Source organism: Fictibacillus sp. NRS-1165, assembly GCF_050468105.1.
Taxonomy (GTDB): Bacteria; Bacillota; Bacilli; order Bacillales; family Fictibacillaceae; genus Fictibacillus_C; species Fictibacillus_C terrinigri.
On record NZ_JBDPNU010000004.1, the window covers coordinates 124,074 to 146,334 of the forward strand.

General features: G+C 44.0%; 18 protein-coding genes and 2 riboswitches. Of the genes, 12 read left to right on the forward strand and 6 right to left on the reverse strand.

The window, feature by feature from the left end:
* Positions 1 to 53 precede the first annotated feature (53 nt).
* Positions 54 to 1,247: an ornithine--oxo-acid transaminase gene (locus ABHN01_RS01855; protein WP_429874145.1), complete on the reverse strand. Its 1,194-nt coding sequence runs from the start codon at positions 1,245 to 1,247 to the stop codon at positions 54 to 56.
* Positions 1,248 to 1,396: 149 nt separating this feature from the next.
* Between ABHN01_RS01855 and ABHN01_RS01860 the strand changes: the two genes are divergently transcribed.
* Together ABHN01_RS01860 and ABHN01_RS01865 are read left to right on the forward strand one after the other, a co-directional pair.
* Positions 1,397 to 1,759 (forward strand): DUF1516 family protein, encoded by a 363-nt coding sequence (locus tag ABHN01_RS01860; protein WP_429874146.1) that lies wholly within the window; start codon positions 1,397 to 1,399, stop codon positions 1,757 to 1,759.
* A gap of 90 nt (positions 1,760 to 1,849) precedes the next feature.
* On the forward strand, positions 1,850 to 3,622 hold the full coding sequence (locus ABHN01_RS01865; protein WP_429874147.1) for an EAL domain-containing protein: 1,773 nt from the start codon (positions 1,850 to 1,852) through the stop codon (positions 3,620 to 3,622).
* A gap of 18 nt (positions 3,623 to 3,640) precedes the next feature.
* Here ABHN01_RS01865 and mtnA read toward each other — a convergent pair whose 3' ends face one another.
* The 3 genes from mtnA to ABHN01_RS01880 form a co-directional block, all read right to left on the reverse strand.
* Positions 3,641 to 4,696, reverse strand: a complete 1,056-nt coding sequence (gene mtnA, locus ABHN01_RS01870) for an S-methyl-5-thioribose-1-phosphate isomerase (RefSeq protein ID WP_429874148.1) — start codon at positions 4,694 to 4,696, stop codon at positions 3,641 to 3,643.
* Positions 4,697 to 4,701: 5 nt separating this feature from the next.
* Positions 4,702 to 5,913, reverse strand: a complete 1,212-nt coding sequence (gene mtnK / locus ABHN01_RS01875; RefSeq protein ID WP_429874149.1) for an S-methyl-5-thioribose kinase — start codon at positions 5,911 to 5,913, stop codon at positions 4,702 to 4,704.
* Positions 5,914 to 5,994: 81 nt separating this feature from the next.
* Positions 5,995 to 6,152, reverse strand: a riboswitch (SAM riboswitch).
* Between the two features lie 175 nt (positions 6,153 to 6,327).
* Positions 6,328 to 7,113 carry a carbon-nitrogen family hydrolase gene (locus tag ABHN01_RS01880; protein WP_429874150.1) on the reverse strand — a complete coding sequence of 262 codons (786 nt, stop codon included), beginning with the start codon at positions 7,111 to 7,113 and terminating at the stop codon, positions 6,328 to 6,330.
* A 97-nt stretch (positions 7,114 to 7,210) separates the two neighbouring features.
* On the opposite strand from ABHN01_RS01880, the gene ABHN01_RS01885 reads away from it, so the two are divergent.
* The 5 genes from ABHN01_RS01885 to ABHN01_RS01905 all read left to right on the forward strand — a co-directional run bounded on the left by ABHN01_RS01885 (position 7,211) and on the right by ABHN01_RS01905 (position 11,768).
* On the forward strand, positions 7,211 to 8,383 hold the full coding sequence (locus ABHN01_RS01885) for a pyridoxal phosphate-dependent aminotransferase (protein ID WP_429874151.1): 1,173 nt from the start codon (positions 7,211 to 7,213) through the stop codon (positions 8,381 to 8,383).
* Positions 8,384 to 8,467: 84 nt separating this feature from the next.
* Positions 8,468 to 8,576: riboswitch (SAM riboswitch) on the forward strand.
* 88 nt (positions 8,577 to 8,664) lie between these two features.
* Positions 8,665 to 9,906 carry a 2,3-diketo-5-methylthiopentyl-1-phosphate enolase gene (gene mtnW, locus ABHN01_RS01890; RefSeq protein ID WP_429874152.1) on the forward strand — a complete coding sequence of 414 codons (1,242 nt, stop codon included), beginning with the start codon at positions 8,665 to 8,667 and terminating at the stop codon, positions 9,904 to 9,906.
* On the forward strand, positions 9,903 to 10,565 hold the full coding sequence (locus ABHN01_RS01895) for a 2-hydroxy-3-keto-5-methylthiopentenyl-1-phosphate phosphatase (protein WP_429874153.1): 663 nt from the start codon (positions 9,903 to 9,905) through the stop codon (positions 10,563 to 10,565). The genes mtnW and ABHN01_RS01895 overlap by 4 nt, the downstream gene beginning before the upstream one ends.
* Positions 10,562 to 11,203, forward strand: a complete 642-nt coding sequence (locus ABHN01_RS01900; RefSeq protein ID WP_429874154.1) for a methylthioribulose 1-phosphate dehydratase — start codon at positions 10,562 to 10,564, stop codon at positions 11,201 to 11,203. The genes ABHN01_RS01895 and ABHN01_RS01900 overlap by 4 nt, the downstream gene beginning before the upstream one ends.
* Before the next feature lie 28 nt (positions 11,204 to 11,231).
* Positions 11,232 to 11,768, forward strand: a complete 537-nt coding sequence (locus ABHN01_RS01905) for a 1,2-dihydroxy-3-keto-5-methylthiopentene dioxygenase (RefSeq protein ID WP_290399849.1) — start codon at positions 11,232 to 11,234, stop codon at positions 11,766 to 11,768.
* A 104-nt stretch (positions 11,769 to 11,872) separates the two neighbouring features.
* Here the strand turns inward: ABHN01_RS01905 and ABHN01_RS01910 are convergent, their stop codons facing one another.
* A complete protein-coding gene (locus tag ABHN01_RS01910; RefSeq protein ID WP_429874155.1) occupies positions 11,873 to 13,012 on the reverse strand; it encodes an AI-2E family transporter in 1,140 nt (379 codons plus the stop codon).
* Positions 13,013 to 13,160: 148 nt separating this feature from the next.
* Here ABHN01_RS01910 and asnB point away from each other — a divergent pair, with 148 nt between their 5' ends.
* Complete coding sequence (gene asnB, locus ABHN01_RS01915) at positions 13,161 to 15,017, forward strand: asparagine synthase (glutamine-hydrolyzing) (RefSeq protein ID WP_429874156.1); 1,857 nt, start codon at positions 13,161 to 13,163, stop codon at positions 15,015 to 15,017.
* A gap of 296 nt (positions 15,018 to 15,313) precedes the next feature.
* Here asnB and ABHN01_RS01920 read toward each other — a convergent pair whose 3' ends face one another.
* Positions 15,314 to 17,065: a glycoside hydrolase family 13 protein gene (locus tag ABHN01_RS01920; RefSeq protein WP_429874157.1), complete on the reverse strand. Its 1,752-nt coding sequence runs from the start codon at positions 17,063 to 17,065 to the stop codon at positions 15,314 to 15,316.
* A 340-nt stretch (positions 17,066 to 17,405) separates the two neighbouring features.
* On the opposite strand from ABHN01_RS01920, the gene ABHN01_RS01925 reads away from it, so the two are divergent.
* From ABHN01_RS01925 to ABHN01_RS01940, 4 genes are all read left to right on the forward strand, one after another.
* Positions 17,406 to 18,671, forward strand: a complete 1,266-nt coding sequence (locus ABHN01_RS01925) for an extracellular solute-binding protein (RefSeq protein ID WP_429874158.1) — start codon at positions 17,406 to 17,408, stop codon at positions 18,669 to 18,671.
* 130 nt (positions 18,672 to 18,801) lie between these two features.
* Positions 18,802 to 20,082, forward strand: coding sequence for a carbohydrate ABC transporter permease (locus ABHN01_RS01930; RefSeq protein WP_429874159.1), 1,281 nt, complete (start codon positions 18,802 to 18,804; stop codon positions 20,080 to 20,082).
* Positions 20,083 to 20,087: 5 nt separating this feature from the next.
* A complete protein-coding gene (locus tag ABHN01_RS01935; protein ID WP_429874191.1) occupies positions 20,088 to 20,924 on the forward strand; it encodes a sugar ABC transporter permease in 837 nt (278 codons plus the stop codon).
* A gap of 290 nt (positions 20,925 to 21,214) precedes the next feature.
* Positions 21,215 to 22,258, forward strand: coding sequence for a LacI family DNA-binding transcriptional regulator (locus tag ABHN01_RS01940; RefSeq protein WP_290400433.1), 1,044 nt, complete (start codon positions 21,215 to 21,217; stop codon positions 22,256 to 22,258).
* Positions 22,259 to 22,261: the final 3 nt, after the last annotated feature.

Consider the following 22,261-nt stretch of genomic DNA (forward strand, 5'->3'; position numbering starts at 1 on the left):
CAACATAAAAAACAGGCTGCAAACTTCCAGCCTGTTTAAGCTTTTTCCCTCTATTAAACTGATAATACTTTTTTAATACGCTCGATTGCCCAGTTCAAATCCTCTTGAGAAATAATAAGCGGAGGAGCGAAACGGATCACGTCCTCGTGTGTTTCCTTGCAAAGAAGGCCTTCCTCTTTCAGCTTTTCGCAATATGGGCGGGCTGCTTCGCTAAGTTCAACCCCGATGAACAGGCCGCGTCCGCGAACCTCTGTAATGATCGGGTTATCGATGGATTTCAACTCTCTTAAAAAAAGTTCTCCCAGCTGGAAGGAACGCTCAACGAGATTTTCCTCTTCAATAACCTCAAGAGATGCTACAGAAACAGCAGAGGCAAGCGGGTTGCCGCCAAAGGTTGAGCCGTGGCTTCCGGGGTTAAATACGCCAAGAATATCTTTATCCGCGGCTACACAGGAAATCGGCATAACACCGCCGCCTAATGCTTTGCCAAGAATGTACATATCAGGAACAACATCTTCCCAGTCACACGCAAACAGCTTGCCTGAACGGCCTAGTCCAGATTGAATCTCATCTGCTACAAAGAGGACGTTGTTTTCTTTACATAGCTCGCGTGCTTGTTTCAAGAAACCTTCCGGCGGAATGACGATTCCTGCTTCACCTTGGATCGGCTCCATGATGAAGGCTGCCGTATTCGGTGTGATCGCTTGCTTAAGTGCTTCCAAATCACCATACGGAATCAGCTTTATGCCGGGAAGCATCGGTCCGAATCCGCGTTTGTATTCTTCATCAGAAGACATGGATACAGCTGTCATCGTGCGGCCATGGAAGTTTCCTTCACAGGCGATAACTTCAGCCTGATTGGCAGGAACACCTTTTACGTCATAGGCCCAGCGGCGGACCGTTTTAATCGCAGTTTCAACCGCCTCAGCCCCTGTGTTCATCGGAAGAACCATGTTCTTTCCTGTGAGTTCTGTTACTTTCTCGTAAAAGTTTCCAAGCTGATCATTATGGAACGCACGGGATGTCAATGTGATACGGTCCGCCTGATCTTTTAACGCCTGAATAATTTTAGGATGTCTATGCCCCTGGTTTACTGCAGAGTATGCGCTTAGCATATCCATATATTTGTTTCCTTCCGGGTCATAAACCCAAACACCTTCGCCCTTGGAAATGACTATTGGAAGTGGGTGATAGTTGTTCGCCCCGAATTGTTCTGTTTTGGAGATGATGTTTTCTGTTTTAATCATATCTCTCACTCCAATCTGTAGTTAATGGTGAATCCCTTAACATTATAGCAATGAAAAGGCTTTCTTCCTACTATAAATTCTTGTATTTCCCGGGCTGAAAACGTTCGTGGTATAGTAAAGTGGAGGATTATACATAGGAGGAAATAAATATGTTGCATTTGCATGTCTTTTCGTGGAGTATTGCGCTAGTTTTGTTCTTCGTGACTTATAGCCTATACACGAGAAAAAATAAAAAAATATCTAAAATTCTTCATATAATTCTGCGTTTGCTCTACATTGTGACCTTTTTTACAGGTGTTTCACTAATTTATTTATGGATTAAAGCAGGTGCAGTGAACCTGGGGCCGCTTATCGTTAAGGCAGTGCTTGGTCTGGCTGTTATCGGTCTTATGGAGGTCATGCTGAATAGTATAAAACGCAATGAACCGAAGAAGACCCGCTGGATCACTTTCATACTTGCATTGGCCCTTGTGTTCTATTATGGATATTCTGTATTGCCGATGAGCTTATGACGTCGATTCGTGTAAACAAATGAGCAAATAAGGCCGATAAAGAATACAGAGAACTGTAATTTGGCATTTGAATAAATCGAGGTGCTCATGATGAAGAACGATAACGAAGAAATAATGGCACTGTCCCATCTAGTGAAAGCATCGACCAATGAAATGATGAAGCTGAATGCTAGTCTTCAAGAATCGGAACAGCGCTATAAATCTCTGTTTGATCATAATCCTGATTTGATCTATTCCATGGATCTTGCCGGAGTGATTACGAGTGTGAACGCCTCGCTGACAAGACTGCTTGGATACAGACAGCAGGAAGTATTGAAAACATCGGCGATCACTTATGTTTTAGAGGCGGATCAGTTAAGCGTGATCAACTGCTTCAATCAAACGATACATGAACGGCCACAGAGTTTTACAGCCAAGCTTTTCCATAAAAAAGGGTACACCCTTGAATTCTGCATCACCAACCTGCCGATCATTGTTAACGGAGAGGTAGTCGGAGTCTATGGAATCGGTAAGAATGTTACAAAACAAAAGGAAGCAGAAGAAAAAATCGCTCATCTTGCTTTTCATGATCTGCTGACCGGACTGCCAAACCGAAATCTTTTTGAGCAGCATCTGGATAAGTGCCTTAGGAAAACCGTGGAGGCGGGGGAGAAGACCGCTGTTATTTTTATTGATCTTGACCAGTTTAAGATGGTGAATGAGAGCCTTGGTCATCAAGCAGGGGACCAGTTTCTTAAGTACGCGGCAAAACAGATGAAAAAACGAATTGGGCGTCAAAGCATGCTTTCGCGCTATGCGGGAGATGAATTCATGCTCGTTATCAATGGCCTTTCCGGTGCAGAGGAAGCAGGAAGGATCAGCAGGAAACTTTCTGAAGCACTGGCAGTGCCGCTGAGCTATCATGGCCAGGAATTTGTTTTGACAGCCTCAATGGGTATAAGCATCTATCCGGATGACGGATTAACATCAGATGTTTTAATCAAGAATGCGGGGTTCGCTCTTCACCGGGCAAAAGAAAAGGGAAGAGGAGAATGGGAGTTCTTTAAAGGCGAGATGAACGAATTTAAAGTGGAGAGGCTCACGATGGAGAGCTTTCTTCGGCATGCCATTTCCAAAGACGAACTGTCATTGTATTTTCAGCCGCAGATCAGCCTGGATGATGGAAAAGTCATTGCCCTGGAAGCGCTTGTCCGCTGGAATCACCCGCGTCTTGGTATTGTCTCGCCTGGGCTTTTCATCCCTCTTGCTGAAGAGACCGGACTGATCGGGCACATAGGGAGATGGGTACTGAATGAAGCATGCCGGCAGCTGAAAAAATGGCATGAAACGATCAACAGTGAACTCTCCATCTCTGTAAATGTTTCAGGCCGCCAATTTCAAAAGCTGGATTTTGTATACGAAGTGAAAGAAGCACTCCAGCGCTCAAAGATTGATCCAAGGTTCTTGCACTTGGAGCTGACAGAAAGCATGATGGTGGAGAATGTACAGTATGGGATTAACATCATGAGGGAATTAAAGGAGCTTGGCATCAAAATATCCATCGATGATTTTGGAACAGGATATAGTTCATTGAGCTATTTAAAGGATTTTCCGATTGATATTCTTAAGATTGATCAATCCTTCATCCGCAACCTTTCAAAATCTGATCACAATTCAACAGATGCTGCCATTGTCCGGGCGATCATCACGATGTGCAAAGGGCTGTCCGTAACGGCTTTGGCTGAAGGCGTAGAAACGAAACAGCAGCTTCTCGTGCTTAAGGATTACGGCTGTGACCATGTACAGGGATTTTTTATCGGAAAACCGGTCTGTGCTGCTGAAGTTGAAAATTTATTTCATACGTATCATACAAAAAGCTCGTGACCAAGAGGGTCGCGAGCTTTATTTCTTCGTATTAAAAAATTCTTTTAGCTGCTCCTTATAGTTGCCTGAGGCGATTCCCTCCTCTGTGATGATCGCGGTAATATACTCGTGCGGTGTTACATCAAAAGCGGGATTGAATACCTTTATGCCTTCAGGTGCGATGGGCGTTCCTTGAAAGTGAGTCACCTCTTCTGCAGGCCGTTCCTCGATCGGTATATCTTCTCCAGCAGGTGTGTTCAAATCAATCGTTGAAAGAGGCGAGGCCACATAAAAGGGGATGCCCAATGCCTTTGCCTGCAAGGCAAGACCGAATGTACCGATCTTATTTGCGGTATCTCCATTTGCAGCAATCCTGTCACATCCGACGATAACCGCAGCAATATTCTTGGTTTTTAATGTATGGGCCGCCATATTATCGGTAATGAGTGTAACGTCAATTCCCGCTTGCTGGAGCTCCCAGGCCGTCAGTCTTGCTCCTTGAAATACCGGCCTTGTCTCGTTGGCAAACACGGATAAGTTCCAGCCTTTTTCCTTTGCCAAGTACATGGGAGCAAGCGCCGTACCATAACGGGCAGTAGCGATTCCGCCTGCGTTGCAATGGGTCATCAGGCGGTCTCCGTTCTTTAGCAGAGTGAGGGCGTACTCTCCGATTTTACGGCATATTTCCTCATCTTCCTGTTGAATGAGGAGAGCTTCTTGCTCGATAAGCTGAACAGCCTCCTCAGTGTCTCCTGCTTGTATGGCAACGCTTGTCACCCGGTCGAGTGCCCAGAACAAATTAACCGCAGTGGGCCTGGATCCGGCAAGGTAATTTTTTTGCTGAAGCAGCTCGGACTTGAACTCGTCATAAGGAAGGGATTGGTTAGCCTTCGCCCACAATACAATCCCAAAAGCTGCGGCGATTCCGATGGCAGGTGCCCCTCTCACTTGCAATTTTTTTATGCATTCCCACACTTGTTCAATGGTCGTAACATTAATGTAGACAGTATGATGGGGAAGCTGCTGCTGATCAAGCAGCAGAAGATGATCCCCTTTATATCGTAATGAAGAAATCCATGTTTCTGTTGTACTCATAATGGTTAAACACTCCTGATGTAGGTAATAAATTCATCGATATTTTTTATGCTTTCAGCTTTCTTTACCAAATCGCTTCCAAGCTTCAGCACACGTTTTTTTAACTCGATCTGGCCATTGAAGTCTCCAATGGATTCAAGATCCTCGACATGGGCGAGTCCAATCGTGCGGCGGATTACTTCACAACCGGCAAAACCGATCATATCTGTAAAAAGGCCGCTGAGAATCTCTTCCTCAAATCCCGGGAGTTTTGTAGCGGCTTCCACACCTTCTTTTTTCCAAAGCTCCCGGTATTGGTCAGAGAAGGTTTCCCACGTATCTTTAATCACACCAAGCAAATAGCCCTGATAGTCGGACCTTTTTAGCGGATCAGAGATATGGAAGGACTGGGCGGCATAATTCAATGCAATATTGGCAAAAAAGTGGGCGATATCAAATCCTTGAGGCCCGTAATAAGCAAATTCGGGATCGATGATTTTTGTAGTTGTTTCCGTAACGAATATACTTCCGGTATGCAGATCCCCATGGAGAAGTGCTTCAGCCCTTGTCAAAAATTTATATTTAAGTGCCGCTGCTCTTTTTTTCAACTCGGTATCAGTCCATAGCTCGGAAACGGCATCCAGCAGCTCCGAAGGAAAATCGTTGGTGTCGATGTCATAAAACGGATCGGTAAACACAAGGTCTTCCGTAATCTTGCAAAGTTCAGGGTTTATAAACGTTTGGACAAGCTCTTTTTTCTCGTAAGGATGCAGATAAAGATCACTCGTATAAAACAAGCTTTTGGCAATAAACGTGCCGATGTGGTGAGCAAGATGAGGATATTGAATCCCTTCGATCAGGCCTTTTCGCAGAATGACGTGAGACGATAAGTCTTCCATGACAGTGAGCGCCAGATGATGGTCTGTATAATAAACCTCTGGAACATGCTCAGGAGCAAATTCTGCTGATTTCTTAAGAGAATGGCTCTCGATGCGCGCCCTGTCAAGGGTAAGCGGCCAGCTTTCACCAACAACCTTTGCATAAGGAAGAGCCTGTTTTACGATAATGGATTTACCGGTAACTGAATCAATGAGGCGGAAAACCAGATTAAGGTTCCCGTCACCGATCTCATGGACTTTGATGTGTTGATAATCTGTAAACAATTCTAGTTTTTTTGCAAGCTCCACCACGGTTTGTTCATTCAGCGGCTGGTATGCTTGTTTGAGCGTTGTGGCCATCTATTTTACCTCCGGAATTTTTTGTATTAAAAAAAGGCCTCTTTTCTGGAAGAAAAGAGGCCTGGATATATAATTCCACGCCTCTTATCTTGCAAAACAATAATCGTTTTGCTGGAATTAGCACCGTGCCATACTGGATCTCCAGGCTTCTAGTAGTAGACGCCCCATTTCACAATGGTATTACGGTCGGTTGCTGGGTTTCATCGGGCCAAATTCCCTCCACCTGCTCTTGATAAGAGACAATAAATATAAAGTTGTTAGAAAAGACAGAGTGCAATAATAATTTACAATGGCAATCATACAATCTTATCCATTGGCTGTCAAATTTTTTTGTGAGGATCCCTTTCATGCATCAGTATGTGATGCACGATATGAAAGAAAATCAAATAATATGCTTTTACATAGCTTCTAATTTTAATAAAATTCCGGACGCCTGTCTTCAAACACAGGAATTCTTGTTCTTACTTCTTCAACAAGATCAGTGCTGATCTCAGCATAAAGAATGGTCTCTTCCTCTCCTCCTGCCTCTGCCACAATTTCCCCCCAAGGGTCAATGACCATCGTGTGACCGGCGAACGTGTTGTTCTTATCACTGCCCACACGGTTGCAGCCCACAACATAGCATTGATTCTCAATGGCTCTCGTTATGAGCAGGTTGCGCCAGTGAGTCAGCCTCTGGGATGGCCATTCGGCGGGAACAAACAAGATGGAGGCGCCATCTAGAATATGGGCACGGATCCATTCGGGAAATCGGATATCATAGCAGATGACGCCGGCAGCAGGAACGTTTTCGAGCATGAAATTTCCTTTACTTGACCCCGGAGAAATAAACTTTTCTTCCTGCATGAGACGGATCAGATGGAGTTTACTGTATTCGCCGGTCATTTCTCCTTTTCGATTAAAGGCGTACAAGGTGTTAAAGATTCCTTTATCCGTTTTCTTAGCAACGGAACCTGCAACAATATTTACTTTGTATTGACGGGCAAGGGAGCTCATTATCCGTTTGATCTCCTCGCCGTTTGCATCTCCGATCACATCCAGCCTTTCGAGATCGTAGCCCGTAGTCCACAGTTCAGGTAGAACAATGACATCCGGTTTGTTCTCTGCCGCTTGCTCGATTCTTTTCGATGCCCTCTTTATATTTTCCTTGGGTTTGCCAAGCTCAATATCCATTTGTATCGCTGCAACAGTAAGTTTCATAAGATCCTCCATTAAAAAGTTTTGACAGATTTTTAATAAGCGTATAACATAATTCATTAGAATTTCAAGAAAATTACGAAAGACAGGATGTGTAACTGTGAAACAATTCCAGCAAGCAGAGGCTTTAACTCGTCTGCCTGAACAATTTTTTGCAAAGCTGGTTGGGAAGGTAACCGCTGTAGCTGCTCAGGGGCATGATATCATCAACCTTGGCCAGGGGAACCCCGACCAGCCAACGCCTCCGCATATCGTGGCTGCTTTGCAAGAGGCTGCCCTTAATACGCAATATCATAAGTATTCTCCCTTTAGAGGTTATGATTTTTTAAAAGAAGCGGTTGCTCAATATTACAAAAGAGAGTTTGGCGTTGGCCTTGATCCTTTAAAAGAAGTAGCTGTCTTATTCGGGGGAAAGGCAGGCTTGGTGGAAATCTCCCAATGCATTTTAAATAAAGGTGACTTGGCCCTTGTTCCAGACCCTGGTTACCCCGATTACTGGTCTGGACTTGCCATGGCGGAAGCTGAGATGTGCATGATGCCTCTAAGAGCAGAAAATGATTTCCTGCCGGATTACTCTGAAGTGTCTAAAGAGGATGCAGAACGGGCAAAGCTTATGTTCTTGAACTATCCTAATAACCCAACGGCCGGGGTGGCAACCATTCCTTTCTTTGAAGAAACATTGGCATTTGCACAACAGCATGATATCCTTGTTGTCCATGACTTTGCCTATGGAGCGATTGCATTTGACGGTGATAGACCGGTGAGTTTTCTTCAGGTTCCTGGGGCAAAAGAACAGGGGATTGAAATTTATACGATGAGCAAGACTTATAACATGGCTGGCTGGAGAGTTGGTTTTGCCATCGGGAACGAAAGTGTGATTGAAAGCATTAATCTCCTTCAGGATCACTTCTATGTCAGCCTTTTTCCGGCTGTACAGAACGCTGCAGCAAAAGCACTCCTAGGGCCGCAGGATTGCGTTGAGCACCTGGTCGATATGTACGAGAATCGGCGCGATGTGTTTATTTCAGGATTGAAGAAGATTGGCTGGGATGTGACTGCCCCTAAAGGATCTTTCTTTTGTTGGCTGCCTGTACCTTCAGGATTTACATCTGAAAGTTTTGCAGATTATCTTCTCGAGCATGCGCATGTCGTTGTTGCACCAGGAATCGGCTTTGGAAAAGAAGGCGATGGCTATGTGCGTGCAGGGCTCTTAACGGATGAGAACAGGTTAAAAGAAGCTGTGGACAGGATCGCAAAGCTTAAATTATTTTGAGAGATTCCTTTTTTAAGAGATTGACAGATTTTTTGTTACCTGTCATAATCACAAGTAATTCTAACTTTCAAACAATTGTATTTTCTCTTATCAAGAGCAGGTGGAGGGACTGGCCCGATGAAACCCGGCAACCGGCTTATCCTTTAGGATAAAAACGGTGCTAATTCTTGCAGCGTCAGCTGGCAGATGAGAGGAAGCGGTATCTTTGTGTATATTATGCCTCTTCCCTCGGGAAGAGGTTTTTTATTGGAATAAATCTATGCTTTCGGAGGGATTTCAGCATGGCGACAATAACAGCAACCTATCTGGTTCATGATCCAAAAGGCAACTTTGAGAAAAAAGCGGAAGGCATTGCACTGGGATTAACCGTAGGTTCTTGGACGGATCTGCCAGAATTGCAAAAGGAGCAGCTGCGAAACCATAAAGGACACGTAGTGGAAATTACGGAATTGCCCGAGGATGAAAGGGTCAATCAATATTTTGGCGCTCCCAGAAAACAGGCGCTTCTTAAAATTGCCTATCCTGCGGCTAACTTCACACCAGACTTACCCGCAATATTGACTACCGTTTTTGGAAAACTGTCACTGGATGGAGAAGTAAAGCTGATCGACCTGGATTTTTCCGGGCAGCTCGCTTCAGCTTTTCCCGGACCGGCTTTTGGAATTGAAGGGGTCCGTAATCAGCTTGGTGTATTTGAAAGACCTCTTCTTATGAGTATTTTCAAGGGGGTCATCGGGAGAGATCTCCAATATTTTAAGAACCAGTTAAGAGAACAGGCACTGGGTGGAGTAGATCTTGTCAAGGATGATGAAATTCTTTTTGATAATCCCTTGACCCCTTTTGAAGAAAGAATTAAAGCAGCTAAAGCGGTATTAATGGAGACAGAACAAGTGACAGGACATAAAACACTTTATGCCGTAAATCTGACTGGCCGAACGTATGACCTGAAAGATAAGGCGAAAAAAGCGGTGGAGCTTGGGGCAAGTGCATTGCTCTTTAACGTATTCGCCTACGGGCTTGATGTTTTGCAAAGCCTGGCTGAAGATCCTGACATCAGCCTTCCGATCATGGCTCATCCTGCTGTATCTGGGGCGATTACTCCATCAGAATTTTATGGGATCTCCAACCGGCTGCTTCTCGGCAAACTGCTCCGACTAGCGGGTGCGGATCTTGTCTTGTTCCCTTCACCATATGGCAGTGTTGCTCTTCGCAAAGAAGATGCAATCGGCATTGCAGGTGAGCTGACAGAGAAAGAACCTCACCTGAAAGGCGCATTTCCTGTCCCTTCAGCCGGAATTCATCCGGGTTTAACACCTCTTTTATTGCAGGATTTTGGAGTTGAATGCATCATTAACGCTGGAGGCGGGGTGCACGGGCATCCTGGCGGAGCAGTGGAAGGCGGAAGAGCTTTCCGTGATGCCATCAATGGGTTGCTTCTGAACAAATCGCTTGAGCAGATCAGCCAGGAAAGCAAACCGTTAAAGCAGGCGCTGGACCTATGGGGCAGGCTGGTAAAAGCATGAGCAAGAGGAAAATAATATTTTGTGATTTTGATGGTACCATCACAGAAAAAGATAACATCATCGATATTATGAAAAATTTTGCTCCTAGGGGCTGGGAATATACAAAAGATCAAATTCTTAAACAGGAGATCTCCATTCGCGAAGGAGTGGGTAAACTCTTTTCCCTTATTCCTTCGAATAAGAAAAATGAGATCGCGGACTATGTTCTCTCTACAGCAAAACTGCGTGAAGGATTTAAAGACTTTGTTGCTTATACGAAGGAAAATAACATTCCCTTATATATTGTCAGCGGAGGCATTGATTTTTTCGTATACCCTATGCTCAACGGAATCATTAACAAAGAGCAGATTTATTGCAACGGAAGCAGTTTTCAAGGGGAGAAAATACAGATCCTTTGGCCGCACTCGTGTGATTCAGGCTGCAATAATGATTGCGGCTGCTGTAAGCCTACTATACTGAGAGGCTTTGATTCCTCTACCTACGAAAAAATTGTAGTTGGGGATTCAATCACAGATCTTCAAGCTGCCAAGATTGCGGACAAAGTGTTTGCGAGGGATTATTTGATCGAGAAATGTAAACAACACCATATTCCCTTTATTCCCTTCTCTACTTTTTATGAAATCATAGAGTTTCTCGAGGAAAAGGAAGTGACAATTTGAGTACGCTTGAAGCACTGTGGACAGAACTGGCTGATATTAAGGATGAATTGGCGCTTAGGGACTGGTTTCCTGGAACAAGTGGAAACTTGTCCATAAAAGTGAGCAATGAACCGTTGAATTTTTTAGTTACCGCAAGCGGCAAGGATAAACGCAGAAGAACGAATGAGGATTTTCTTTTGGTAGATGCAGAAGGGATAGCGGTTGATCCAACGCATCTCCGTGCCTCAGCAGAAACCGGTCTTCATGCAAAAGTTTACCAGCTGACCGATGCGGGCTGCTGTCTTCATGTTCATACAGTAGACAATAATGTGATTTCAGAACTGTATGGAGACGAAGGTCAAATTACCTTCAGGGGGCAGGAACTGATAAAAGCCTTTAACATTTGGGAAGAAGACGGTGCCATTACGGTTCCCATTATTGAGAACTATGCCGATCTTAAAACTTTGGCGGAATGCTTTGGAACAGTGATCGGTCCTGATACAAGAGCGGTCCTTATCAGGAACCACGGCATCACCGTGTGGGGAAGGTCGGGATTTGAAGCGAAAAAACACCTGGAAGCATTAGAGTTTCTATTTTCCTATCATATTAAATTGAAATCGCTGCAGAAGCTTCACGATGGGCAACCATCACTTCTATAAAAATTGATTAAGCATAGGGGGATTCCAAATGGCACAATTACGTTTTCATGACAACAATGAAAGATATGAAGAGCTTGAGAAGGTCAGCCAATACCTTGAAAGCCAGGGAGTCATTTACGAAAAGTGGGACATTGAAAAACTTCCTTCTCACCTGAAAGAAAACTACTCTCTAAGTGATGAAGAGAAAGATGAAATTATCCAGGTCTTCAGAAAAGAGATTGATGATCTATCAGAAAGAAGAGGATACGTCACCGAAGACATCATTGCGCTGTCACCGGAGACACCCAATCTTGATGAACTTTTGAAAAACTTTTTGGCTGAACACCACCACTCGGATGACGAAGTACGGTTCATTGTAAGCGGGCATGGGATCTTTGCCATTGAAGGGCCAGAGGGCAGATTTTTTGACGTAGAGCTTGAGCCGGGGGATCTTATCTCTGTTCCCGAAAATTATCGCCATTACTTTACGCTCATGAATGATCGCAAAGTTGTAGCCGTACGTATCTTTAAATCAAAAGAAGGCTGGGTGCCGATCTACGAGAAACAGGAAGCTCAAGTTAAATAATGGTAGCAAACTGCAGCAAGGGATGTTCCCATGCTGCAGTTTTTTTAAATACAGGAGAACCGCAAAACAAAACAAATGACGTGCTGAACCAGCACGTCATTTGTTTATGAAATAATCTTATCTTCTTCTGGCTGCTGTTCGCCCGACTGCTCTCTGCGCAGCTTAATGAGGCTGTAGGTGTGAAGAACGATGACCTTGAGCACGGCATAAACGGGAACAGCGAGTATCAATCCAAGCAATCCACCAAGGCTTCCTGCAACGAGAAGGATCGATATGATGGTAAGAGGGTGAATATCCAGCTTCTTTCCCATCACCTGAGGGGAAATGATGTTGCCTTCGATCTGCTGAGCGATCACCATAACGATCAATACTTTTACAATCATAAATGGAGAATCAATCACGGCAACAATCAATGCGGGGATTACACCAATGATCGGTCCGAGAAAAGGGATTACATTCGTAAACATCGCAATCACAGTAAGCAGAAGGGAATAGTCAATCCCTATGATCAGATAGCCGATATAGAGAAGAATTCCTACACATACACTGACAAGAATCTGCCCTTGAATATATGAACTTAATGCCATATCCATATCAGCAAGGATTTTAATGCCGTTTTTTCTCTGTGCCGGCTGCAGGAGACGGAGCACCATACGAGGAGCTTTTTCTCCCTCCTTCAGCATGTAGTACAAGATAAAAGGGACCGTAACGAAAACCATAATAATACTTGTGATTACACTAATAAAATTGGTGACGCTCGTGCCGATTGTAGCTGCACTCTTTGAAAGGTATTTCGTAATCTTATCAGAGAGGTCATTCATACTGAACTGGCTGTTTTCCTGAAAACGGCTGATCCATTCATTGTTTTGCAGTTCAGCCACTTTTGTACGGATCGCATCAATAAGAAACGGTGTATTCTTGATCAGGCTGTTAACCTGATGCTGAAGAACAGGGCCGATGGAGTAAAACAAGAGAACGAACAGTCCGATGGCTGCTAAATAAATCAGCAGTATGGACAATGTTTTCGGTACTTTTCTTGCATGAAGAAAAGTAACGATCGGCCTGAACAGATAATAGAGAACACCGGCAAGCAAAAAAGGGAAAAACAAAGTTTGAACAAGCACGACAAAGGGACGGAACACAAAACTTATTTTTGTTCCTGCCAAAATGATTAAAAAGACAAGCAGAATAGCATAACCGAAACGAAAAGCTTTGGATTGAGGCATATCTTCACCTGCGATCATTAGAATATATCTCATTATACATGCTAGCTTGCTAGCTTTTCAATTGTGCATTGTTCCCTATCCTATACCGTGAACCATTATTACTTACCTGCATAAAGTAAGTATTGGGCACTTATGGAAGGATGAAACAGCATCCGTAAAGGAAAGGATGATGACTGTGTGCGGGATAACAGGGTGGGTAGACTGGGAGCACGACGTTTCACAAGAGAATAAAACACTAATTAAAATGGCAGCAACCTTATCGAAGCGCGGTCCGGATGCTTTAAACGTATGGAGCCGGACACATGCCGGCTTCGGCCACGCAAGGCTGGCAGTCGTGGATCTTGAGGGCGGCACACAGCCGATGACAAGAGGTGCCGGGAACGCGGCATGTACCTTATGTTATAACGGGGAGCTATACAACACGGAGGACTTAAGAAAAGAACTGCTGAAAAAAGGATACCGCTTTGAAGGGCATTCAGACACAGAAGTGCTGCTTGTTTCCTACTTGGAATGGGGCGAGAGCTGCATCGATCACATTAATGGAATCTTTGCTTTTGCAATCTGGGATTCGAAAAAGGAAAAGGTGTTTTTAGCACGGGACCGGCTTGGAGTTAAACCCCTCTTTTACTCTATAGCGGGAGGGCGTCTTCTATTCGGCTCAGAATTAAAGGCAATACTGGCCCATCCGGATATAAAAGCGGAACTGGAGAGAGAAGGGCTTCAAGAGGTTTTGGGGCTGGGGCCATCCAGAACACCAGGCCATGGCGTGTTTAAAGGTATCAGTGAACTTAGGCCGGGCCATGCGTTAACGTTTGATAGGAACGGCAAAACACTGTGGCGGTATTGGAACATTAAAAGTGAACGCCATTCTCATACGCTTGATGAAACAGTAGCCAATGTAAGAGGGCTTGTTGTCGATGCCGTTCAGCGGCAGCTTGTGGCTGATGTGCCGGTTTGTACTTTTTTATCGGGAGGACTGGATTCAAGCGTAATCTCAGCAATCGCGGCTGAACACTTTAAAACAGAGAAGAGAGGACCGCTCCATACGTTTAGTATTGATTATGTAGATAACGATAAATATTTTCAAGCGAGTGACTTTCAGCCGAATGCCGACGGCCCTTATATACAAAAAATGGTGGAGGCGACTGGCTCGGTCCATCACAGCTGTGTGATCGATACAGAGCTGCTCGTTAATCACCTAAGGGAAGCCGTCACAGTAAGAGACCTCCCGGGGATGGCAGATGTAGACTCTTCATTAATATGGTTCTGCCGGCTGATTAAAGAGCAGTCTACTGTAGCCCTTTCAGGTGAATGTGCAGATGAAGTCTTTGGCGGTTATCCATGGTTTCATAAACCTGAAGTCATGAACCGCCCTCTTTTCCCATGGATGAGTTCAACAGAGGAACGGGAAGATCTATTGCATGATCATTGGAAGAACAAACTTAATCTATCATCCTATGTAAAACAACGTTACCATGAATCGCTTGCTGAAATGCCAAGACTTGATGGAGAATCAGGAATGGAAGCAAAGCGGCGTGAGATTTTTTACTTAAACATGATCTGGTTTATGACGACATTGCTCGATCGTAAGGACCGGATGAGCATGGGGGCGAGCCTGGAAGTCAGGGTGCCGTTTGCTGACCATCGAATCGTTGAATATGCCTGGAATATACCATGGGAGATGAAAATGCTCGAAGGCCGGGAAAAGGGGCTCCTGAGAAAAGCGTTGACGGGAATTCTCCCGCATGAAGTTCTTTACCGAAAGAAAAGTCCTTATCCGAAAACACATAACCCGAACTATACAGAAAGTGTGAAAGAATGGCTTCAGTCGATCGTCGATAAGAAGAGTTCACCTATTCTGGAACTGATGAAGAAAAATAAAGTTCAGGAGATTATTGATACAAACGGCGAAGCATTTAAAGTTCCTTGGTTCGGGCAGCTTATGACCGGCCCGCAGCTCATGGCACATCTCTCACAGATCGATACGTGGCTGAAAGACTATAACATCAATATTGTGGATTAATAAAGAAACCGCGGAGCGTGTTCCGCGGTTTCTTTTAACTCATAAAAACGGGTGAAAACTCAACTTGAAACTGGGTGGATGAGGAAGCATTCGATCATCTTTAATAAGAACAGACTGCATCAAATGTTTGGCAATGTCACTGACATCGATTGGAACTAACCCTATAACCTGATCAAATGGAAAGCTAATGTCGCGGTGGTGTAAAGTCCTATCTATATGCTTAATAACTTAAAGAGCCATCATGAACTCATGCCAGGAGCAAAAGTCCATGAGGCGCTTTACAGATCGAGTGATTATTAACGTAATTTTAAAATGATAAAATCATTGGATTTCACAACTGCGAGTTCCGGGGAGATGATTTCACCTGTCCAAAGGTTAATCGTATTTGGGAATCCTTCAAAAAGTGCTTTTTCAAGTATTATGGATTGGCTCTCTGTATTAAAAGCAAATAAAAGGGTTTCATCCGAAGATGTCTTTTTAAAAGCAAGCATTCCAGGTGTATTGCTTGTTTTTATAAAAGAGAGCGATCCATCATTTCCAAAAGCAGGATGATCAGATCTTAACCTGATCAATTTGTGAATATCTTCAAATAAGGAGCGGTCCTGTTTTTCCTCATCCCACTCCATGCACTTTCGGCAGCCGGGATCCATATCGCCTGTCATGCCAACTTCATCTCCATAATAGATGCAGGGAGTTCCAGGGAAGGAGAGCATGAGTGCGTACAATTGACGGACTCTTTCCTTATTTTGCTTGGCAACGGTCAATACCCTTGGTGTGTCATGAGAACCGAGAAGATTAAAAGAAACTTTATTGACGTTGTCCGGATAGGACTGCAGAACGTTCGTCATCCTGTCAGCAAAATCGATTGCCGTGATTTTCTCTTTTGCAAAAAAATCCAGGGCAGCTGAAGTAAAAGGATAGTTCATTACTGCATCAAACTGATCTCCTTGCAGCCAGGGCATGGAATCATGCCAGATTTCTCCGAGGATATACACTTCAGGTTTTACACTCTTCACCGTCCTGCGGAACTCACGCCAGAACGGATGATCCACTTCGTTGGCAACATCCAGCCGCCAGCCGTCAATATTAAATTCTTCCACCCAATAGCGGGCTACTTTCAATAAATAATCTTTTACCTCAGGATTTTCCGTATTCAGCTTCGGCATGCTCTTTTCAAAGGCGAACGTGTCATAATTGGGTTTCGGCTCTGTAACTACTGGAAATCCATGAAGGTGGAACCAATTTTTATATGGTGAGTTTTCTTGGTTTATCAGAACATCCTGAAAGGGGCCAAAATAGAAGCCGCTATGATTAAACACGGCGTCCAGCATGACTTTTATGCCTTTTTCATGGCAAGCATCAACCAATCGGCGGAACGTTTCTTTTGTTCCAAACTGAGGATCGATTTCAAAATAATCAATCGTGTCATACTTATGATTCGATTTCGCTTTGAAAATAGGGGTGAAATAGATGCCGGTAATTCCGAGGTTCGAAAGGTGGTCCAAATGCTGAATAACACCCTCGAAGTCCCCGCCGAAAAAGTTTCCAGGTGTAGGTTCAGCAGAACCCCATGGGAGTGCTCCTTCAGGGTCATTGGCAAGGTCGCCATTCGCAAATCGTTCAGGGAAGATTTGATACCAGACCGTATTTTTTACCCAATCGGGTGCCGTGAACACATCTGATTTGTTCAGAAAGGGAAAGCAGAAGTAGTACGCTGTATCGTCAGTTGGAGCTTCTTCATAAAAACCTTTTTCCGTAAAGACAAGTTTTTCATAATCATTCATCAGTACAAATCCATAGCGAAGCCTTCTATACTCAGGAGTCACTTCAGCCATGTAATAATCAAACCATTGATCGGAACCGGATTTGATCATCTTACTTTTTTTCATCTGCCAGGTTCCATCTTTCCAATCATATGGATCGCCATAGATGAGCTCTACCGACTGCACATCATCTTTTTTCGTCCGCAGACGAATGTGAAGTGTGTTTTCGTCATAAGCATAGGCAAAGTTATTCTTTGGTCTGTGATACAGGACTTCTTTCTGCATATCATCACTCCTGACTTAATAACTGCAATCGGTTGCGCGCTCCGCATACAAAAAAGGCACAAACTCTTTTTGGAGGTTGTACCTGAGGTAGCATTGCCCCGATGCGATGATTTCACCATTAATTTAGTATATTTTGCAATTGATGTCAACGAATAATTTGCTGAAAGCGTTTTATAAAAGTGAATAAAAAGTGTTGTCAAAAATAAAAAGGCAGGTATAATGAAATTAAAGTATTGATGCAAGCGTTTTCACAACATACTTTAGGCGATGGCCTGATCTTTTTTTGAGTGAGTTGTGCAAACGGTTGTTCAAGATCTTAAACCAAATAGGGGGAACAAAAATGAAAAAGTTGATGGCCTATATGTTAACGCCAGTGCTTGCTTTTGGTGTTCTTTCTGCCTGTGGTCCAAAGGACACAAGCGGAGGCAGCAGCAATCAAGGAAAGGCAGAGGGAAAACCGGATAAATTAGTAGTCTGGGAAGATACAGATAAAAGTGTCGGCCTTGAACCAGCTGCGAAAAGCTTTGAAAAAAAATACGGAATTAAAATTCAATTCAAAGAAATGCCGATGCTGGATCAGCAGGATAAACTTCGTCTTGACGGACCGACACACAAAGGGGCGGACGTTATCACTACCCCTCATGACCGTGTAGGGCCTTTGGCTACTGAAGGTTTGATTGCACCTCTAAATGTCTCGGATAATATTACCAGCCAATATACGGATTCTTCAATCTCAGCTTTAACATTTAAAGGAAAGCTCTATGGTCTTCCTAAATCCACAGAAACACCGGTTTTCATCTACAATAAAAAATACATGAAACAAGCGCCTGCCACCTTCGATGATGTCTATACGTTCTCTAAAGGCGGAAAAGGCGGAGCACCATACGGTTTCTTGGCGAACTGGACAGATTTCTATTTCGCTCACGGCATCCTGAGCGGTTTCGGCGGCTATGTGTTTAAAGACAATAATGGAACACTGGATACGAAAGATCTTGGTTTAACAAACAATGGCTCTCTTGAAGGTGCGGATTACATTTCTAAATGGTACAAAGAAGGATTATTCCCTAAAGGTATCATCGGCAAAAAAGCAGGTCAAACCATTGATGGTCTATTCAATGAAAAGAAAGTCGCTTCTGTAATGAACGGACCTTGGTCTTTCCAAGGCTATAAAGATGCAGGGATCGATATTGGTGTTGCACCAATGCCGAAGCTTCCTAACGGTGAGTATGTTAAAACATTCATCGGTGTTAAAGGCTGGAACGTAAGTGCGTATTCTGAGCACAAAAAATGGGCTCAAAAATTCGTAGAGTGGATCACAAACGAGGAGAACGCGAAAATCCGCTACGAAAAAACTCAGGAGATCCCTCCGATCAAAGCTCTAATGAAAGATCCGATCATTGCTGACAACGAAGCAGCAAAAGCAGTTGCCCTTCAATCAGAACGAGGTGTTCCAATGCCAAATGTACCTGAAATGGCCGAAGTTTGGGTGCCTGCAGGGAACGCGCTGCAGCTTGCTGCCACAGGCAAACAAGATTCCAAGAAAGCATTGGAAGACGCATCCAAAACGATCGAGCAGAACATTAAGGCAAAACACACCGATAAATAATATAGAGGAAGGCGGTACCCGGTAACTTCCGGGTACTGCTTTCACTATAGGTGCATCTTTTAATATCTGAAAATCAGACATTGGAAGATGCATCTATAACACGTGTATTAGAAAGGGGACAGCCTACAGCATGGAGGCGTTAGCATATCAATCCAATCATCGAAAAACCGCGGCCTTGCTCTCTATCATTCCTGGGATCGGCCAGTTATACAATAAACAAAGAATCAAAGGGGCTATATTTCTTATCCTCGCAGCGTCCTATTTCATCGTTTTTGGCAATCTGCTGAACATGGGACTGTGGGGATTCTTTACCCTCGGAACCGAACTTCCGCGTGACCATTCCATCATCCTTCTCGTACAAGGGGTCATCGCATTTATCGTGATCGGCTTCGGCATCGTTTTTTATGTGTTTAACATTTATGATGCGTTTCAAAATGGCAAGAAGAGAGATCAGGGCTTTGCGGTCACAAGCATTAAAGAACAATATCAAAATGTGATCGATAAGGGATTCCCCTATCTTTTAGCAGGACCTGGATTTTTTATCCTGATCTTTGTGGTTGTGTTTCCTATTCTGTTCATGGTGTTCCTTTCGTTTACAAACTATGATTTGTACCATTCACCGCCTGCCAAGCTTGTAGACTGGGTAGGAATTCAAAACTTCACCGACATGTTTACGATGGATATCTGGAGAAATACATTTGTTTCTGTATTCGCCTGGACGATTATCTGGACATTTACAGCGACTACGCTGCAGGTAGCAGCAGGAATTTTTCTTGCGGTTATTATTAATCAGAAGGACCTTAAATTCAAAGGAATCATTCGGACACTGTTAATTCTTCCTTGGGCAGTGCCTGCTTTTGTTTCCATACTTGTGTTCAGTGGAATGTTTAACGACTCGTTCGGAGCAATTAACAACGATATTCTGGCAGCCTTTGGAATCGATCCCATACCGTGGCTCACCGATCCGCAATGGACGAAAGTTGCAATCATCTTCATCCAGACTTGGCTTGGCTACCCGTTCATCATGGCGATGACAACAGGAGTGCTCCAATCTATTCCTGAGGAATTGTATGAGGCAGCGACCGTCGATGGCGCGACGGTTTGGGATAAGTTCAAATCGATTACACTTCCGATGATTTTGGCTGCTACCGCACCGATTATCATTACACAGTATACGTTCAACTTTAACAATTTTAACGTTATTTATCTCTTTAACGAGGGTGGCCCTGCCGTTGCCGGACAAAGTGCGGGAGGAACAGATATTCTAATTTCATGGATTTACAATCTGACCATGACCTCTGCACAGTACAGCAAAGCCTCAGCTGTTACCGTACTGCTTTCTGTAGTTATCGTTACTGTTGCGCTGATTAACTTTAAGCGGACCAAAGCATTTAAAGAGGAAGGAATGTGATGCAGATGAGCATAAAGCAAGAAAAAATAATACGTCTCACCCTGTCTTATCTGGTCCTTCTGGCTGCAATTACTATCGTGATCTATCCGATCCTCTGGGTGATTGGTTCATCAATGAATCCCGGGGACAGCTTAACGAGTTCCACCATTATCCCTGAGAATGCAACATTGCAGCATTATAAAGACCTGTTTACAAAAACACAATATTTAACCTGGTATTGGAACACATTGAAGATTTGTATCAGCACCATGATTCTTTCCGTTATTTTTATCGGGCTGACAGCCTATGCATTTTCCCGCTACCGTTTCTTCGGACGCAAAAATGGTTTGCTCCTATTTCTTGTATTACAGATGATTCCTCAGTTCGTAGCGATTCTTGCAATCTATATTCTGGCGAACCTAGTGGGGCTGCTTGGCACGCATTTCGGTCTTGTTCTGGTATATGTTGGCGGATTAATCCCCATGAACACCTGGCTGGCAAAAGGTTACTTTGACACGATCCCAAGAGAACTGGATGAATCTGCACGCATCGATGGCGCGGGACATTTCCGTATCTTTTGGCAGATCATTCTTCCTCTCGCGAAGCCAATCCTGGCTGTAGTTGCTTTATTCAGCTTCATCTCGCCATTTGCAGATTTTATCCTGGCATCCATCTTGCTTCAGTCAGATGAGAAAAAGACATTGGCTGTTGGTCTATTCAATATGGTATCCGATGAGTTTGGCAATTCCTTTACGCTGTTTGCAGCTGGATCGGTTTTAATCGCTATACCGATCGGACTCTTGTTCCTTTCGTTGCAGCGTTTCTTCGTTTCTGGGCTGACGGCAGGAGGTACCAAAGGCTAACATGAATATACCAGGTGCCATATAGATCTTGACAATGGATATGGTTTATTAATGGATGAATCCACCTATACTGGAATGAAGAAGCGGGCTTTTGGGAGCATCTGGCGATGACTTTGGCGATCGTTATGCATATGTAAGGAATCCATTCGCAGAAAATCAATCTCAGCTGTTCTTTTTCAAAAGATTTGATTAAAATAGAGCTTAGCGACGAAAGCAGCGGTGAAAACGCAATCATACAGCAGCTATTGAATGAATGCTGCAGCATGATAAAACAAGAGAGGAGGATGATGATGACCGTTACGATTAAAGATGTAGCAAAACTGGCAAATGTAGCTCCATCCACCGTTTCCCGGGTCATAGCCAACAATCCAAGAATTTCTGAAAAAACGAAGCATAGAGTAAGAGAAGCGATGGAGCATCTAGGGTATCATCCTAATTTCAATGCAAGAAGTCTGGCGAACCGCTCCACACAAGCCATTGGTCTCGTAATGCCAGGCTCTGCTGACAAGGCCTTTCAAAATCCATTTTTCCCTGAAGTGATCCGCGGAATCAGTACGATCGTGCATGAAAAGGAATACGCACTGTTCATGTCCACGGGCCAGACAGAAGATGAAATTCATGATGGTGTCGTTCGCATGGTTCAGGGCGGAAGAGTAGACGGGATCATCCTCTTGTATTCCAGTGTAGATGACAAGGTAATGAACTATCTCATTGAAAAGAAGTTTCCATTTACTGTGATCGGTAAGCCGTTTAAGAATGAAGACGCCATTACACACATTGATAATGATAATTTCAAAGCAGCAAGAGAGATGACAGACTATTTAATCTCCCTCGGGCACGATAAGATCGGATTTGTTGGGGGAAGCTCACATTTGGTCGTAACCATCGACCGTCTTCTTGGCTATGAAAAATCGTTGAGAATCCACCACATCCCTTATCGTGACGAATACATTATCCATGAAGAATTCTTAAAAGAAGGCGGCCAGGAAGCCATCAGAAAACTGATGGCATTGGAGGAACCGCCGACTGCTCTCCTCGTCATGGATGATTTGATGGCCTTCGGGGTTCTCAGTACATTAAGCGAAATGAACATCTCTGTTCCCTATGATATATCCGTGCTGAGTTTTAACAATGTGATGCTCGCAGACTTCTCAACACCTGCATTAACTTCGGTGGACATCAATATTTTTCAACTGGGATATGAGGCTGCGGATTGTCTTATGGATCTTATTGCAAAGCCGGATCTCACACCTAGAAGGATAGCAGTACCATACAAGCTTGTCGAAAGGCAATCTTGTATGGCACTCTCCGCTCCAAAGGAGAAAACCATATAAGGG

What these genes read in the sequence shown, in the direction of transcription:
- ABHN01_RS01855 (WP_429874145.1), bottom strand. Translation starts at nt 1,247, where the DNA reads ATGATTAAAACAGAAAACATCATCTCCAAAACAGAACAATTCGGGGCG.
- ABHN01_RS01860 (WP_429874146.1), top strand. Translation starts at nt 1,397, where the DNA reads ATGTTGCATTTGCATGTCTTTTCGTGGAGTATTGCGCTAGTTTTGTTC.
- ABHN01_RS01865 (WP_429874147.1), top strand. Translation starts at nt 1,850, where the DNA reads ATGAAGAACGATAACGAAGAAATAATGGCACTGTCCCATCTAGTGAAA.
- mtnA (WP_429874148.1), bottom strand. Translation starts at nt 4,696, where the DNA reads ATGAGTACAACAGAAACATGGATTTCTTCATTACGATATAAAGGGGAT.
- mtnK (WP_429874149.1), bottom strand. Translation starts at nt 5,913, where the DNA reads ATGGCCACAACGCTCAAACAAGCATACCAGCCGCTGAATGAACAAACC.
- ABHN01_RS01880 (WP_429874150.1), bottom strand. Translation starts at nt 7,113, where the DNA reads ATGAAACTTACTGTTGCAGCGATACAAATGGATATTGAGCTTGGCAAA.
- mtnW (WP_429874152.1), top strand. Translation starts at nt 8,665, where the DNA reads ATGGCGACAATAACAGCAACCTATCTGGTTCATGATCCAAAAGGCAAC.
- ABHN01_RS01895 (WP_429874153.1), top strand. Translation starts at nt 9,903, where the DNA reads ATGAGCAAGAGGAAAATAATATTTTGTGATTTTGATGGTACCATCACA.
- ABHN01_RS01905 (WP_290399849.1), top strand. Translation starts at nt 11,232, where the DNA reads ATGGCACAATTACGTTTTCATGACAACAATGAAAGATATGAAGAGCTT.
- ABHN01_RS01910 (WP_429874155.1), bottom strand. Translation starts at nt 13,012, where the DNA reads ATGATCGCAGGTGAAGATATGCCTCAATCCAAAGCTTTTCGTTTCGGT.
- asnB (WP_429874156.1), top strand. Translation starts at nt 13,161, where the DNA reads ATGATGACTGTGTGCGGGATAACAGGGTGGGTAGACTGGGAGCACGAC.
- ABHN01_RS01920 (WP_429874157.1), bottom strand. Translation starts at nt 17,065, where the DNA reads ATGCAGAAAGAAGTCCTGTATCACAGACCAAAGAATAACTTTGCCTAT.
- ABHN01_RS01925 (WP_429874158.1), top strand. Translation starts at nt 17,406, where the DNA reads ATGAAAAAGTTGATGGCCTATATGTTAACGCCAGTGCTTGCTTTTGGT.
- ABHN01_RS01930 (WP_429874159.1), top strand. Translation starts at nt 18,802, where the DNA reads ATGGAGGCGTTAGCATATCAATCCAATCATCGAAAAACCGCGGCCTTG.
- ABHN01_RS01935 (WP_429874191.1), top strand. Translation starts at nt 20,088, where the DNA reads ATGAGCATAAAGCAAGAAAAAATAATACGTCTCACCCTGTCTTATCTG.
- ABHN01_RS01940 (WP_290400433.1), top strand. Translation starts at nt 21,215, where the DNA reads ATGACCGTTACGATTAAAGATGTAGCAAAACTGGCAAATGTAGCTCCA.